This is a genomic window from Streptomyces sp. NPDC007095 (genome assembly GCF_040634475.1).
Taxonomy (GTDB): domain Bacteria; phylum Actinomycetota; class Actinomycetes; order Streptomycetales; family Streptomycetaceae; genus Streptomyces.
In genome coordinates, this window is record NZ_JBEYFS010000027.1 from 1 (window position 1) to 15,073 (window position 15,073).

General features: G+C 69.0%; 9 protein-coding genes. 6 read left to right on the plus strand and 3 right to left on the minus strand.

Annotated features, from left to right (window positions below):
- Nucleotides 1-536: 536 nt before the first annotated feature.
- Both ABZ656_RS12085 and ABZ656_RS12090 read left to right on the plus strand, forming a co-directional pair.
- Nucleotides 537-1,052 carry a hypothetical protein gene (locus ABZ656_RS12085; RefSeq protein WP_101404852.1) on the plus strand — a complete coding sequence of 172 codons (516 nt, stop codon included), beginning with the start codon at nucleotides 537-539 and terminating at the stop codon, nucleotides 1,050-1,052.
- Nucleotides 1,053-1,098: 46 nt separating this feature from the next.
- Nucleotides 1,099-1,770 (plus strand): HAD family hydrolase, encoded by a 672-nt coding sequence (locus ABZ656_RS12090; RefSeq protein WP_101404853.1) that lies wholly within the window; start codon nucleotides 1,099-1,101, stop codon nucleotides 1,768-1,770.
- Between the two features lie 154 nt (nucleotides 1,771-1,924).
- Here ABZ656_RS12090 and ABZ656_RS12095 read toward each other — a convergent pair whose 3' ends face one another.
- Nucleotides 1,925-2,491, minus strand: a complete 567-nt coding sequence (locus tag ABZ656_RS12095; protein ID WP_101404854.1) for a DJ-1/PfpI family protein — start codon at nucleotides 2,489-2,491, stop codon at nucleotides 1,925-1,927.
- An 801-nt stretch (nucleotides 2,492-3,292) separates the two neighbouring features.
- Here ABZ656_RS12095 and ABZ656_RS12100 point away from each other — a divergent pair.
- The 4 genes from ABZ656_RS12100 (at nucleotide 3,293) to ABZ656_RS12115 (ending at nucleotide 13,143) form a co-directional block, all read left to right on the plus strand.
- The gene (locus tag ABZ656_RS12100; protein WP_360267110.1) at nucleotides 3,293-8,233 is read left to right on the plus strand and encodes an NAD-glutamate dehydrogenase; all 4,941 of its coding nucleotides are present in this window, start codon (nucleotides 3,293-3,295) and stop codon (nucleotides 8,231-8,233) included.
- Nucleotides 8,234-8,473: 240 nt separating this feature from the next.
- On the plus strand, nucleotides 8,474-8,980 hold the full coding sequence (locus tag ABZ656_RS12105) for a GtrA family protein (protein ID WP_101404856.1): 507 nt from the start codon (nucleotides 8,474-8,476) through the stop codon (nucleotides 8,978-8,980).
- A 105-nt stretch (nucleotides 8,981-9,085) separates the two neighbouring features.
- Nucleotides 9,086-11,995 carry a CDP-glycerol glycerophosphotransferase family protein gene (locus tag ABZ656_RS12110; protein WP_360267113.1) on the plus strand — a complete coding sequence of 970 codons (2,910 nt, stop codon included), beginning with the start codon at nucleotides 9,086-9,088 and terminating at the stop codon, nucleotides 11,993-11,995.
- Entirely contained in the window at nucleotides 11,992-13,143 is a 1,152-nt protein-coding gene (locus ABZ656_RS12115; protein WP_360267116.1) for a glycosyltransferase, read from the plus strand. Before ABZ656_RS12110 ends, ABZ656_RS12115 begins: the two co-directional genes overlap by 4 nt.
- A gap of 156 nt (nucleotides 13,144-13,299) precedes the next feature.
- On the opposite strand, the gene ABZ656_RS12120 is transcribed toward ABZ656_RS12115, so the two are convergent.
- Nucleotides 13,300-14,124 carry an ABC transporter ATP-binding protein gene (locus tag ABZ656_RS12120; RefSeq protein ID WP_360267171.1) on the minus strand — a complete coding sequence of 275 codons (825 nt, stop codon included), beginning with the start codon at nucleotides 14,122-14,124 and terminating at the stop codon, nucleotides 13,300-13,302.
- Nucleotide 14,125: 1 nt separating this feature from the next.
- Nucleotides 14,126-15,037 carry an ABC transporter permease gene (locus tag ABZ656_RS12125; protein WP_075029020.1) on the minus strand — a complete coding sequence of 304 codons (912 nt, stop codon included), beginning with the start codon at nucleotides 15,035-15,037 and terminating at the stop codon, nucleotides 14,126-14,128.
- Nucleotides 15,038-15,073: the final 36 nt, after the last annotated feature.

The following is a 15,073-nucleotide window of genomic DNA, read 5'->3' on the forward strand; positions in this document are numbered from 1 at the left end:
GTTCACGCACTCGCGGCAGGAGTTGACCATGCAGCCGATGCCGACGAGGTCTCCGACCTGGTGGCGGGTGACCTCGGATCCGGTCTCGGGCGCGGTGGCGTGGTGCCGGGGCGGCGGGTGTCGTGGCGGCCGGGTGGGCGGGTGCCCGGGCGGCGCTTCGTCCTGGTCATCACTTTGTTCATGCGTCGTCCCCGTTCATGCGTCGGCCTCGCTCGCCGTGACCGGTTGATACCGGGCGGTAACTTCGTGTTGGGGATCTTCTACGAGGCGGGAGCGGGCCCCCGCAAGGACGCCCGGCGCGCGCCGCGGCGGCCGGAAGGTTCACCTATCAGAGTGAGCGGGAGGGGTGGGAGGCCTGGCGGGGCAGGGATGCGCCGGGTGAATCGCGGGCCGGGGGTGGACGCCGTACGGGGGAGGGACCGGGACCCGAAAGGGGACGCCCGCACGTATCCTGAAGGCCTTCCCGGGAGGCGCGGGACCGCCCTTCCGGGAGCCCTCCGACCCGGGAACCCTCCCGACTACGAAAGCGGCCAGTCATGCGCGTCTACGTCCCCCTGACCCTCTCCGGTCTCGCCGAGGCGTACAAGACGGGGGAGCTGGCGGCGGGACCGGTCGTCGCGTACGCCGTCACGCCCGCGTTGCGCGAGTGGTACCTCTCCGACGACATCGAGGAGCTCGAGTACGCGGCACTGAACCGGGCCGCGCTGGCCTCGCTGCGGCTGCTCGCGGGGGAGCCGGGCGCTGTGCGGCGGCGGGTGGTCGTCGCGGTCGACGTTCCCGACCGGGCCGCGGTCGCCGATCCCGACCGGGGGCTCGATCCGGTGGCGCTCGGTGAGGTGCGGGTGTCGGGTTCCGTGGCCCTGTCAAAGGCGGCCGCGGTGCACGTGGACGCCGATGACGCCGGGGGGGATGTCTCGGCCGCCGTGGACGCGCTGGGGGCGGCCGATCACGGGGACGACGACGCGCAGTTCATCGTGGACGGGGCCGAGGACCACGAGCTGTTGTGGTTCGCGACGCAGGAGATTCCCAACCTGGTAGGGCTGGAGGACTGAGCCTGCGCCGGTGGGCGTTGTCAGTGCGGGCGGGTAGTTTCTTGGCATGGGGAAGCAGGGCGCAGCAGCGCACATCGTGTGGGACTGGAACGGGACGCTGTTCCACGACAACGCCGCGATCATCGGGGCGACGAACGCGGCGTTCGCCGAGTTGGGGTTGGAGCCGCTCACGCTGGAGCGGTACCGGGAGTTGTACTGCGTGCCGGTGCCGAAGTTCTACGAGCGGCTGATGGGACGGCTGCCGACCGATGCCGAGTGGGAGGTCATGGACGACACCTTCCACCGGTACTACGCGGAGCACCGCGTGACGTGCGAGCTCACCGAGGGGGCGACGACGTTGCTCGCGGACTGGCGGTCGGCGGGGCGCAGCCAGTCGCTGTTGAGCATGTATGTGCATGAGGAACTGGTGCCGCTGGTCAGGGGGTTCGGGATCGAGCCGCACTTCGTGCGGGTGGAGGGGCGGGTCGGGCCGTCCGGCGGCAGCAAGGCCGAGCACATGGTGCGGCACATAGGTTCGCTCGCGGGCGTGGACCCGGAGCACACGGTGGTGATCGGTGACGCCGCCGACGACGCGGTGGCCGCCCTGCACGTGGGGGCGCGGGCCGTGCTCTACACCGGCGGTTCGCACAGCCGCGCCAGCCTCGAAGGGATCGGCGTGCCCGTGGTGGACAGCCTGGAGGAGGCGGTCGAGGAGGCCGAGCGACTGATGGCGGCGTAGGCCTGTTGTTCGAGCTCGCTGACCGGGGTGTGCGGCGGCGCCCGGGATGTGCGGCGCCCCTCGCCGGCGGGGCAGCCGCGTACCCGGTTCAGATCTCGCCGGTGCTGAGCCGTGTACCCGGCTCACACCTCCCACGTCACCGCCCCCGAGTCGATCAGTCCACCGGTGCCTTCGTCCTCAGTACCTTGAGGAACTCGCGCATCCAGGCCGGGTGGTCCGGCCAGGCGCGGGCGGAGACGAGGGTGCCGTCGACCACCGCCTCCGCGTCCTGGAAGGTCGCTCCGGCGGCCTGCATGTCCAGTTCCAGTGCCGGGTAGGCGGTGACGCGGCGGCCGCGCAGGGCGTCGGCGGCGGCCGTGAGGAGTGGACCGTGGCAGATCTGGGCCACGGGCTTGTCGGCGTCGAAGAAGGACTTGAGGATCTTGCGGAGTTCGGGGTCGTTGCGGAGGTACTCGGGCGCGCGGCCACCCGGGATCACCACGGCGGCGTACTGACCGGGGTCGACCTCCGAGAACGCGAGGTCGGCAGGCCAGGTGTAGCCGGGCTTCTCCGTGTACGTGTCGAAGCCGGGTTCGAAGTCGTGGACCACGAAGCGGAGCTGCTTGCGGGTGGGAGCCGCGATATGGACCTCGTAGCCCTCCTCGCGCAGGCGCTGGTAGGGGTACAGGACCTCCAGTGATTCCGCCGCGTCGCCGGTGACCATAAGGATCTTCGGTGTCATGTCGGTGCCGCTCCCTTCAGTGGAGCTTCGGTGGAGCTTCAGCGGGTCCCAGCGGGTCCCAGCAGGTCCCAGCGGGTCCCAGCAGGTCCCAGTGGGTCCCAGCAGGTCCCAGCAGGTCCCAGCGGGCCCCAGTGGGTCCCAGCAGGTCCCAGCGGGCCCCAGTGGGTCCCAGTGGGTCCCAGTGGCCCAAGCGGGTCCCAGTGGGTCCCAGTGGGTCCCAGCGGGATTTCAGAGGGGCTACAGCTCTATTCCGCCTCTGCCCCACCGTCCTCGTCAACGTGGTGCCGCAGGAGAGGGTTACCGGAGGACTGCACGGCCCCGTCCCTTTCGTCCCTGTGCATACTGTCAAAGTTCCACCCCCGGTTTTGTACACATACGGCTCATGACGGGCCCCGGGTAGGGAGCGATAGCCTGGTGGCGTGATCAGCGCGATATCTCGCGGGGGCCCAGTTGCCCCTGCCTCGCGCCCGGAGCGCACGGACGACATCCGTGACCGGGCGGCGATCGCTGATCTTCATGGGCGGGACGGAGCGGCGACCGCGGCACGCACCAGCGGGAACGTGGACGCAAGCGGAATCGTGAGCGTGCTCCGTAGGCCGCGGACACCCCGGGGACGGACGACGCAGAGATCAGCGTCACAGTCGCCGCAGGTGCCGAGAATGGCCGATACCACCCCGCTCATCTCTCCATGCGGCATAGCGTCGGACCAGACCGGACACCCCGCGTCACGGCGTTACGTCGGAGAAGAGACCGTACTTCCTTCTACGTCACGCAACGGCGCGCGACAGGAGCCAGAGGACAATGCAGACCAAGCTGGACGAAGCCAAGGCCGAGCTGCTCGAGAGGGCTGCCCGGGTAGCTGAGAACAGCCCGGTCGGGGGGCACCTACCGACTGGGACGACGAGCGAGGGCACTCCGGACAAGGACACCGTGCTCGCGTTCCTCCAGCGCTACTACCTGCACACCGCCCCGGAGGACCTGACCGACCGCGACCCGGTCGATGTCTTCGGAGCCGCCTTCTCCCACTACCGACTGGCCGAGAACCGCCCCCAGGGCACGGCCAACGTCCGAGTGCACACGCCCACCGTCGAGGAGAACGGCTGGACCTGCAGCCACTCCGTCGTCGAGGTCGTGACCGACGACATGCCCTTCCTCGTCGACTCGGTCACCAACGAGCTGTCCCGGCAGGGCCGGGGCATCCACCTCGTCATCCACCCGCAGTTCGTCGTACGGCGCGATCTGACCGGCGAGCTCATCGAGGTGCTGCCCGGCCGGCCCACCATCGAGGATCTGCCGCACGACGCGCACGTCGAGTCCTGGATCCACGTCGAGATCGACCGTGAGACCGACCGCGCCGACCTGAAGCAGATCACCGCCGATCTGCTGCGCGTCCTGTCCGACGTCCGCGAGGCCGTCGAGGACTGGGAGAAGATGCGCGACGCCGCGCTGCGCATCGCGGAGGAACTGCCCACCGAGCCGACCGCCGACGACCTGCGTGACCTGGAGGTCGAGGAGGCCCGTGAGCTGCTGCGCTGGCTCTCGGACGACCACTTCACCTTCCTGGGGTTCCGCGAGTACGAGCTGCGCGACGACGACGCGCTGGCCGCCGTTCCCGGCACCGGACTCGGCATCCTGCGCTCCGATCCGCAGCACGGCGGTGACGACAGTCACCCGGTCAGCCCGTCCTTCGAGCGGCTGCCCGCCGACGCCCGCGCCAAGGCCCGTGAGCACAAGCTGCTCGTCCTCACCAAGGCCAACAGCCGCGCCACCGTGCACCGGCCGTCCTACCTCGACTACATCGGTGTGAAGAAGTTCGACGCCGAGGGCAACGTGATCGGTGAGCGGCGTTTCCTGGGCCTGTTCTCCTCGGCCGCGTACACCGAGTCCGTGCGCCGCGTCCCCGTGGTCCGCCGCAAGGTCGAGGAGGTCCTCAAGGGCGCGGGCTTCTCGCCCAACAGCCACGACGGCCGCGACCTGCTCCAGATCCTGGAGACCTACCCCCGCGACGAGCTCTTCCAGACGCCCGCCGACGAGCTGCGCTCCATCGTCACCAGCGTCCTCTACCTCCAGGAGCGGCGCCGGCTGCGCCTCTACCTGCGCCAGGACGAGTACGGCCGCTACTACTCGGCCCTCGTCTACCTTCCGCGCGACCGCTACACCACCGGAGTGCGCCTCAGGATCATCGACATCCTGAAGGAGGAGCTGAACGGCACCAGCGTCGACTTCACCGCCTGGAACACCGAGTCGATCCTCTCCCGGCTGCACTTCGTGGTCCGTGTCCCGCAGGGCACCGAGCTGGCGCAGCTCAGCGACGCCGACAAGGACAGGCTCGAGGTGCGGCTCGTCGAGGCCGCCCGCTCCTGGGCCGACGGTTTCGCCGAGGCGCTGAACGCCGAGTGCGGCGAGGAGCGCGCGGCCGAGCTGCTGCGCCGCTACGGCAGCGCGTTCCCCGAGGGCTACAAGGCCGACCACACCCCGCGCGCCGCGGTCGCCGACCTGGTCCACCTGGAGAAGCTCACCCGCGACCGGAGCAAGGACTTCGCGCTCAGCCTGTACGAGCCGGTCGGTGCCGGCCCCGGCGAGCGCCGCTTCAAGATCTACCGCACCGGTGAGCAGGTCTCCCTGTCCGCGGTCCTGCCGGCCCTCAACCGCATGGGCGTCGAGGTCACCGACGAGCGCCCGTACGAGCTGCGCTGCTCGGACCGTACGACGGCCTGGATCTACGACTTCGGGCTGCGTCTGCCCAAGTCGCTGAACGGCAACGGCGACTACCTCGGCGACGACGGCCGTGAGCGCTTCCAGGAGGCCTTCGCCGCCACCTGGACCGGCGAGGCCGAGAACGACGGCTTCAACGCCCTCGTGCTGAGCGCCGGGCTGTCCTGGCGGCAGGCGATGGTGCTGCGCGCGTACGCCAAGTACCTGCGCCAGGCGGGCTCCACCTTCAGCCAGGACTACATGGAGGACACCCTCCGAAACAATGTCCACACCACGCGGCTGCTGGTCTCCCTCTTCGAGGCGCGGATGTCACCGGAGCGCCAGCACGCGGGTGTCGAGCTGACCGACGCGCTGATGGAGGAGCTGGACGCCGCTCTCGACCAGGTGGCCAGCCTGGACGAGGACCGGATCCTGCGCTCCTTCCTCACCCTGATCAAGGCGACCCTGCGCACCAACTTCTTCCAGGAGGCGCTGGGCGGCAAGCCGCACGAGTACGTCTCCATGAAGTTCGACCCGCAGGCCATCCCGGACCTGCCGGCGCCGCGGCCGGCGTACGAGATCTGGGTGTACTCGCCGAAGGTGGAGGGCGTGCACCTGCGCTTCGGCAAGGTCGCGCGCGGTGGTCTGCGCTGGTCCGACCGGCGCGAGGACTTCCGGACGGAGATCCTGGGCCTGGTCAAGGCGCAGATGGTGAAGAACACCGTCATCGTGCCCGTCGGCGCCAAGGGCGGCTTCGTCGCCAAGCAGCTGCCCGACCCGTCCGTGGACCGCGACGCCTGGCTCGCGGAGGGCATCCGCAGCTACCGGACCTTCATCTCGGCGCTGCTCGACATCACCGACAACCTGGTCGCCGGTGCGGTCGTGCCTCCGGTGGACGTGGTCCGGCACGACGGGGAGGACACCTATCTCGTCGTCGCCGCCGACAAGGGCACCGCGACCTTCTCCGACATCGCCAACGAGGTCGCCGAGAGCTACAACTTCTGGCTCGGGGACGCCTTCGCCTCCGGCGGCTCCGCCGGATACGACCACAAGAAGATGGGCATCACCGCGCGCGGTGCCTGGGAGTCCGTGAAGCGGCACTTCCGGGAGCTGGGCGTCAACACCCAGACCGAGGACTTCACCGTCGTCGGCGTCGGTGACATGTCCGGTGACGTGTTCGGCAACGGCATGCTGCTCTCCGAGCACATCCGCGTGGTCGCCGCCTTCGACCACCGGCACATCTTCCTCGACCCGACCCCGGACGCGGAGACCTCGTATGCCGAGCGCCGTCGTCTCTTCGAGCTGCCGCGCTCGTCCTGGGCCGACTACAACACCGAACTGATCTCGGCCGGCGGCGGGGTGTTCCCGCGGACGGCCAAGGCGATCCCGGTCAACGCGCACGTCCGTGAGGCCCTCGGCATCGAGGCCGGTGTCATGAAGATGACCCCGGCCGACCTGATGAAGGCGATCCTGCAGGCGCCGGTCGACCTGCTGTGGAACGGCGGCATCGGTACGTACGTCAAGTCGTCCGCCGAGTCCCACGCGGACGTCGGCGACAAGGCCAACGACGCCATCCGCGTCGACGGCGCGGACCTGCGCGTCAAGGTCGTCGGCGAGGGCGGCAACCTCGGTCTGACCCAGCTGGGCCGGATCGAGTTCGCGCAGCACGGCGGCAAGATCAACACCGACGCCATCGACAACAGCGCGGGCGTGGACACCTCCGACCACGAGGTGAACATCAAGATCCTGCTCAACGCTGTCGTGAGCAACGGCGATCTGACGGTCAAGCAGCGCAACAAGCTGCTCGCCGAGATGACCGACGAGGTCGGCGCGCTGGTCCTGCGTAACAACTACGCGCAGAACGTGGCGATCGCCAACGCGCTTGCCCAGTCGCCGAGCATGCTCCACGCCCAGCAGCGCTTCCTGCGCTTCCTGGTCAGGGAGGGCCATCTCGACCGGGCGCTGGAGTTCCTGCCCAACGAGCGGCAGATCCGTGAGCGGCTCAACTCCGGGCAGGGCCTGACCGGTCCGGAGACGGCCGTGCTCCTCGCGTACACGAAGATCACCGTCGCCGACGAGCTGCTCGCCACCTCGCTGCCCGACGACCCGCACCTGCAGAAGCTGCTGTTCGCGTACTTCCCCACCGCGCTGCGCGAGAAGTTCCGCGAGCAGATCGAGGCGCACGCGCTGCGCCGCGAGATCGTGACGACCATCCTGGTCAACGACACGGTGAACACGGGTGGTACGAGCTTCCTGCACCGCCTCCGTGAGGAGACGGGCGCGTCCCTGGAGGAGATCGTCCGGGCGCAGACCGCGGCCCGAGCGATCTTCGAGTCGAGCAAGGTGTGGGACGCGGTGGAGGCGCTCGACAATGTCGTCGCCGCCGATGTCCAGACCAGGATCCGGCTGCACTCGCGTCGTCTCGTCGAGCGGGGCACGCGCTGGCTGCTCAACAACCGGCCGCAGCCGCTCCAGCTCGCCGAGAACATCTCCTTCTTCCGCGAGGGTGTCGCGCAGGTCTGGGGCGAGCTGCCCAAGCTGCTGCGCGGTGCGGACCTGGAGTGGTACCAGCAGATCTTCGAGGAGCTGACGGGCGCCGGCGTCCCCGAGGAGCTCGCCACGCACGTGGCCGGGTTCTCCTCGGCCTTCCCGACGCTGGACATCGTCGCGGTGGCCGACCGCACGGGCAAGAACCCGATGTCCGTCGCCGAGGTCTACTACGACCTCGCCGACCGCCTGAACATCACCCAGCTCATGGACCGCATCATCGAGCTCCCGCGCGCCGACCGCTGGCAGTCCATGGCCCGCGCCTCGATCCGCGAGGACCTGTACGCGGCCCACGCGGCGCTCACCGCGGACGTGCTCGCGGTCGGCAACGGCACCTCGACCCCGGAGCAGCGCTTCAAGGCCTGGGAGGAGAAGAACGCCGCGATCCTGGGCCGCGCCCGCACCACCCTGGAGGAGATCCAGACCTCGGACTCGTTCGACCTGGCGAACCTGTCGGTGGCGATGCGCACGATGCGGACGCTCCTGCGGACGCACTCGTAGGCGGCGCCGGCGCACTCGTAGATCACCTCTGGGTGCGCTTGACTCACTCGTGAGTGCACTTGTTTCACTCGATCGGATGTACGTCGATGGAGGCAGCCCCGGCCGGGATGGCCGGGGCTGCCCCCATTTGCGCAGGTGAACGCAAGAGGCTCGGCCGCCCTCTTGCCTCGCTCTTGCAGATCTCTCGGGAAAACCGGAACTGGAATTTACCTATTGCTGATAAAAGGGACAATTGTGACTGTGAACCTCTCCGAGGGGCGGGCCCGTGTAGGCCGACAGGCCCCCGTACCGGCCCAGCCCGCACCTCCCGCCACTCCTCCCGGGGCGATCGAAAGGACCCGGCGGATCGTCCTCGAAGTGGTGAAGTTCGGGGCCGTCGGCGGTAGCGGTATCGCAGTCAACTTCCTGGTCTTCAACCTCCTCCTGCACGGCCTGAAGTGGGCCCCGATGGCCGCCACGGTCATCGCCAGCTGTGTCGCCATGGGCAGCAACTACCTCGGCTTCCGCTTCTTCGCCTACCGTGACCGGGCCTCGCGCACCCGACGTCAGATCGTCCTGTTCTTCGCTTTCAGCGGTATCGGCGTCATCATGGAGAGCGCGCTGTTCTACATCGGCTACCACGGCCTGGGCATGGACACCCCGCTCGGCTCCAACCTGGCCAAGGCGCTGTCGATCGTGCTGGCCTCGGCGTTCCGTTTCCTGGTGTACCGCACCTGGGTGTTCGAACAGGTGAAACACAGCCGTTAGACAGTCACCCGCAACCCTTTGCTGGCGATCGACATCTACCTAGGTGATACGCAAATGGACTAGATCGCCTAGGTTGAACCATCAGGAATGTCTAGCATTAATAGGATGAGTGTGGATCACCCCTGCCCGCCAGCAGAAACAGCAGCCGTGCCCGCCGTGTCCGTGGTCGTGATCGTCTACAACGACGCGTCCCGGCTGACGACGGCCGTGCGCTCCGTTCTCGACCAGACCCTGCGTGGTGTCGAGGTCGTGATCGTCGACGACCGCAGCACGGACGGCTCGTACGACGTGGCGCAGCGGCTGGCCGCCGCGCACCCGGACCGCGTCCGGGCCTTCAGGCTGCCCGAGAACAGCGGCGGCTGCGGCGCCCCCCGCAACCACGGCATCCAGCAGGCCCGCGGCGACTACGTCCTCTTCCTCGACAGTGACGACGTCCTGGAGCGCAACGCCTGCCGCAACATGCTGGAGGCCGCAGAGTCCACCGGCGCCGACCTCGTCTCCGGCCTGTGCGTGCGTGTGCACGTCGACTCGCGCGCCGCCAAGGAGGTCAAGTGGTACCCCTGGCTGTACGACCGCACCCGCACCCTGGAGTCCATCTCCGAGCTGCCCGACCTGCTGGTCTTCGACACACTGTCGACTAACAAGTGCTACCGCAGGCAGTTCCTGCTCGATGAGGGCCTTCAGTTCCCGGTCGGGATCCACTACGAGGACCTGCTGTTCTCCGCGCAGGCCTACGTGGCCGCCCGGCGCATCACGCTCATCCCGAACCGGGTGTACGACTGGCGGATCGTCGAGAAGGCGGCCGCCAAGTCCATCAGCAACCGGCGTGACGAGATCGCCAACTTCACGCACCGCATGGAGATCCACCGCCGGGTCGACGAGCTCCTCGCCGAGCACGGCCTGCTGGAGCTGAAGTTCGCCAAGGACGTCAAGTGGCTCAAGCACGACCTGGTGCTGCACCTGCGCGAGCTGCCCTTCCGTGACGAGACCTACCGCCAGGAGTTCGCGCAGATCGCGCGCGCCTACCTGGAGTCGATCGACCGCATCGCCTTCGACGAGATCGAGCCGATCCACGCCATCTGCGCGTACCTCCTCCACGAGAGCGACTGGGACAACCTGCTGCCCGCCGTGGACACGCTCAGCAACCGCGACAAGATCTCCTCGCCGCTCGTCGAGCACGACGGACGCGTGTACTGGTGCGCCGAGCACATCGAGCACGACGCCTTCGCCCGGCACGTCCTGGACGTCACCGAGCTGGGCTACCACACCAAGCCGGTCGAGAAGATGTTCCTGCGCAACGCGCTGACCGGATACGCGGAGGCCGACGGCACCGTCCGGCTGGCCGGGCGCATCACCAACCCGCTCGGTGTGATCCCGCCCGACGCCCGGCTCTCCGCGCAGCTGGAGTTCTACGCCCGCCGTCCGGGCGTGCGCTTCCAGACCTTCCGCTTCCCCGTGGCCACCGTGCGCCACGAGGGCGAGGCCATCGCCTGGGAGGCCTCGGCCGACCTCGCCAAGGGCCTGCGTCCGCTCGGCATCGTGGACGCGGTCTGGGACGTACGCCTCCAGCTCGCCGTCGCCGGTGAGGGCGAAGGTGCCAAGACCGTCCGCACCACGACCCGGCTCACGGCCTCCGAGCCCGAGCTGGCCCAGGGGCACCTGCCCGTCCGGCCCCGCCTCACCCGGCTGGTCGCCGACCGCATCGAGCCCGAGGTCTCCTCCCGCGGTCACCTCTCCTTCCGGCTCGTCCCGGACAAGAAGGCCAACGAACTCGTCCAGCGCGGTGTGCAGGGCCCGACCGGGCGGCTCGCCAAGACCGGCTACCGCAAGGCCAAGGCGCTGCGCAAGGAACTCGCCTCCGGTGACACCAAGCTCCGCGTCTACCACGACGTGTTCAGCCGCCTGCCCGTCAAGAAGGGCCTCGTCGTCTTCGAGAGCCACCTGGGCCGGCAGTACAGCGACAGCCCCAAGGCCATCTACGAGGAGATGCGCCGCCAGGGCATCGAGTTCGAGGCCGTGTGGGCCTACGCGGACAGTCCCCAGGGCTTCCCGGAGGACGCCACCCTCGTACGCCGCTGGTCGCTGCCGTACCTCAAGGCGCTCGCGCAGGCCGAGTACTGGGTGGACAACCAGAGCTACCCGCTGAAGGTCGCCAAGCGGCCCGAGACGACGTACATCCAGACCTGGCACGGTTCGGCGCTCAAGCGGATGGGCTTCGACGAGCCGGAGTGGAAGCTCAAGTCCCGTGAGGAGCAGGCCGAGCAGCAGCGCACCCTCGACCGCTTCGACCGCTTCCTGATCCGCTCCGAGCACGATGTGCGCACTCTCGCGCGGGCGTTCCGGCTCCAGGAGCGGACGCTGCTGCGGGTGGGCTACCCGCGCAACGACGCGCTCGTCCAGGCCAAGCAGCGCGAGGAGGCCACCGGGCAGCGGGAGCGCGGCGCACTGGCGGCCGAGTTCGGCATCCCGGAGGACAAGCAGATCCTGCTGTACGCGCCGACCTTCCGGCAGCGCGGCGGCAAGCGCCGGTTCGAGCTGCCCTTCGACGTGGAGCGCTTCGCCGACACCTTCGGCGACCGCTATGTCCTCCTGGTCCGCTCGCACTACCTCAACCACGTGGTGCTGCCGCCCTCCGTGCGCGGCCGGGTCATCGACGTGACGGACTACCACGACATGACGCCCCTGCTGGCGCTCGCCGACGGTCTGATCACCGACTACTCGTCCGTGATGTTCGACTACTCCCTCCTCGACCGCCCGATGTTCTTCTTCGCGTACGACTACGACGAGTACGTGCACGAGGGCCGCGGAACCTACTTCGACCTGCTGGAGAGGGCCCCCGGCCCGGTCGTCCGCACCGAGGACGAGCTGCACGCGGTCCTGGACTCGCTGGAGGAGCAGAAGGTGAAGTACGCGGCCCCGCGCGAGCGGTTCGTCGCCGACTTCGGCGAGTTCGACCAGGGCAACGCCGCGCAGAGCATCGTCGACCAGTTCTTCTCCCAGTGGAGGCGCGCGTGACCGCGTACAGCGAGCGGGACGTCTTCTTCGTCTCCAACAGCGTCGACGAGCTCGGCGGCGTGACCAGTTGGTCGCACCAGATGGCCCGGCTGTTCACCGAGCGCGGCCACCGCGTCCACGTCATCGGCATCACCGAGCCCGCGGTCGTCCAGGAGCTCGGTGAACTCCCGTACCCCACCACGACGTTGTACGACGTCCACCCGCCGCGCGTGGGCTCCGCGCGCGGCATCAAGGGGCGGCTCAACGTCGCCGAGCGCAGGCTGCGCGTCGAACGGGCGGCGGGCATGCGTGAGCAGGCCGCCAAGCTGACCCGGCTGTTCCGGGCCGCGCGTCCCGGCGCCGTCGTGATCGTCACGCAGGTGTGGGCGATGGAGTGGGTGGAGCTCGCCGACACCACCGGCCTGACCGTCATCGGCATGAGCCACGAGTCCTTCGCGTACTCGAAGGCGACCTCGCGCTTCGGGCGGGTGCAGAAGCACTACAAGGACGTCGACCGGATGCTCGCGCTCACCCGCGAGGACGCCGACCTGTGGATCCGCCAGGGCCTCGACAACGCGTCCTTCATGCCGAACCCGATCCCCTTCATGCCCGAGGTGCCCTCCTCGCGCACCGAGAACGTCGTCGTCAGCGTCGGCCGGCTCTCGGACCAGAAGGGCATCGACATGCTCCTCGACACCTGGGCCGAGGTGGCGCCCCGCCATCCCGACTGGACCTTGCGGATCTTCGGCTCCGGCGAGGACGAGGAGATCCTCAAGAAGCAGTGCACCGCCCTCGGCCTCGACGACTCCGTCGAGTGGATGGGCCGTACCAGCGACGTACCCGGCGCCCTGCGCGGCGGCTCCGTCTTCGTCCTGTCCTCCCGCGGCGAGGGCTTCCCCCTCGCCCTCATGGAGGCCATGGCGACCGCCCTGCCGTGTGCCGCCTTCGACTGCGCTCCCGGCGTGCACGAGATCATCCAGGACGGCGAGGACGGTCTCCTCGCGGCCCTGGGCAACACCGGCGAACTGGCCCGCCGGCTCGACACCCTGATGTCCGACAAGGACCTGCGCGACCGCATGGGCGAGGCGGCCCGCGTCAACATCCAGCGCTACACGACGGACGAGATCGTCCGCAGGTGGGAAGACCTCTTCACCTTCTTGGAGAGGTAGAAGTGAATTCGGTGGGCCGGTTGATTCCGGCCCACCGAGGCGCACCCCAAAGGGGCGCGGGGAACTGCGCGCTCAGCCACGTACAACCCGCAGCCGCCGGCACACAGTTCCCCGCGCCCCCCGAGTCGTCCCTACTTCCCCGCCCTCGAGTCGCCCCTACTTCCCGGTGAACTTCTCGTACTCCGCGAGCACATCCTCCGTGGGCCCGTCCAGCCGAAGCTCTCCCCGCTCCAGCCAGAGCACGCGGTCGCACGTGTCCCGGATCGACTTGTTGTTGTGGCTCACCAGGAACACGGTGCCCGCGTGTTTGCGCAGCTCCCGGATCCGCTCCTCGGAGCGCTTCTGGAAGGAGCGATCCCCCGTGGCGAGGGCCTCGTCGATCATCAGCACGTCGTGGTCCTTGGCCGCCGCGATGGAGAACCGCAGCCGCGCCGCCATCCCGGAGGAGTACGTCCGCATCGGGAGGGTGATGAAGTCGCCCTTCTCGTTGATGCCGGAGAAGTCGACGATCTCCTGGTAGCGCTCCCTGACCTGCTCGCGGGACATGCCCATGGCGAGCCCGCCGAGGTAGACGTTCCGCTCACCCGTGAGGTCGCTCATCAGGGCCGCGTTGACGCCGAGCAGTGAGGGCTGGCCGTCGGTGTAGATCTTGCCGTTCTCCACGGGGAGGAGGCCGGCGACCGCCTTGAGCAGGGTGGACTTGCCCGAGCCGTTGGTGCCGATCAGCCCGATGGCCTCGCCGCGGTAGGCGGTGAAGGACACGTCCTTGACGGCGTGCACCTTGCGTACGCCCGCGGCCTTCTCGGCCTGCTTGCGCCGCAGCATGCGGTTGAGCGCGGCGGTGGCGCTGCCCCGTCCCGCGCCGGTGCCGTTGACCCGGTAGACGATGTCCACGTGGTCGGCGACGACGGTGGGGATGAGCGCGTCGGCGGTACCGGCCGCGCCCTGGGGCCGCGCGTCCTGGGTGAGGGTGTCAGCCATGTCAGCCACGTCCGTACGTCTCCTCGGCCTTCCAGAAGTAGATGAAGCCGCCGACTCCGGCGAGCAGCGCCCAGCCGATCGCCAGCGCCCACACGTGGTGCGGCAGCTGGTGGGCGTGGAAGCTGTCGATCAGCGCGTAGCGCGTCAGGTCGATGTAGACGGCGGCCGGGTTGCTCTCCAGGGCGACCATCGCCCAGTGCGGCATGTGGCTGTGCTTGAGCGTCGAGGCGATGCTCCACATGACACCGGAGACGTACATCCAGGTGCGCAGCACGAACGGCATGAGCTGCGCGATGTCCGGCGTCTTGGCGCCCATGCGTGCCATGACCATCGCCACGCCCGCGTTGAAGACGAACTGCAGCGTCAGGATGGGTACGACGAGCAGCCACGACGCGCTCACCGGAATGCCGAAGCAGAGCAGGATGACGACCAGCGCGGCCATCGAGAACAGCAGCTGCTGGAGCTGCTGGATGGCGTACGACACCGGCAGCGCGGCCCGCGGGAAGTGCAGGGCGCGGACCAGGCCGAGGCTGCCGGAGATCGCCCGGGTGCCCGCCATGATCGAGCTCTGCGTGAAGGTCCAGATGAAGACGCCGGTGACCAGGAACGGCACGAAGTCAGGCACGCCGTGCTTGGTGCCGAGCAGTACACCGAAGATGAAGTAGTAGACCGCCGCGTTCAGCAGCGGGTTCGCCACCTGCCAGACCTGGCCGAGCTTCGCCTGGCTGTACTGGGCGGTGAGCTTGGCGGTGGCGAAGGCGGTGATGAAGTGACGCCGTGCCCAGAGCTGGCGGACGTATTCCGGCAGGGTCGGGCGGGCGCCGCTGACGGTGAGGCCGTACCGGGCGGCGAGCGCCGCGGGATCGTCGGTGGGGGGAACCGACGTCGGCGGTGTGTGGAGGACCTGGCTCACATCCGCTGCTTTCGCTCGGGGGGTGGGATGCACGGC

Excerpts from the sequence above, each read along its gene's own strand:
- ABZ656_RS12090 (WP_101404853.1), top strand. The coding sequence starts at position 1,099 with ATGGGGAAGCAGGGCGCAGCAGCGCACATCGTGTGGGACTGGAACGGG.
- ABZ656_RS12100 (WP_360267110.1), top strand. The coding sequence starts at position 3,293 with ATGCAGACCAAGCTGGACGAAGCCAAGGCCGAGCTGCTCGAGAGGGCT.
- ABZ656_RS12085 (WP_101404852.1), top strand. The coding sequence starts at position 537 with ATGCGCGTCTACGTCCCCCTGACCCTCTCCGGTCTCGCCGAGGCGTAC.
- ABZ656_RS12120 (WP_360267171.1), bottom strand. The coding sequence starts at position 14,124 with ATGGCTGACACCCTCACCCAGGACGCGCGGCCCCAGGGCGCGGCCGGT.
- ABZ656_RS12110 (WP_360267113.1), top strand. The coding sequence starts at position 9,086 with ATGAGTGTGGATCACCCCTGCCCGCCAGCAGAAACAGCAGCCGTGCCC.
- ABZ656_RS12095 (WP_101404854.1), bottom strand. The coding sequence starts at position 2,491 with ATGACACCGAAGATCCTTATGGTCACCGGCGACGCGGCGGAATCACTG.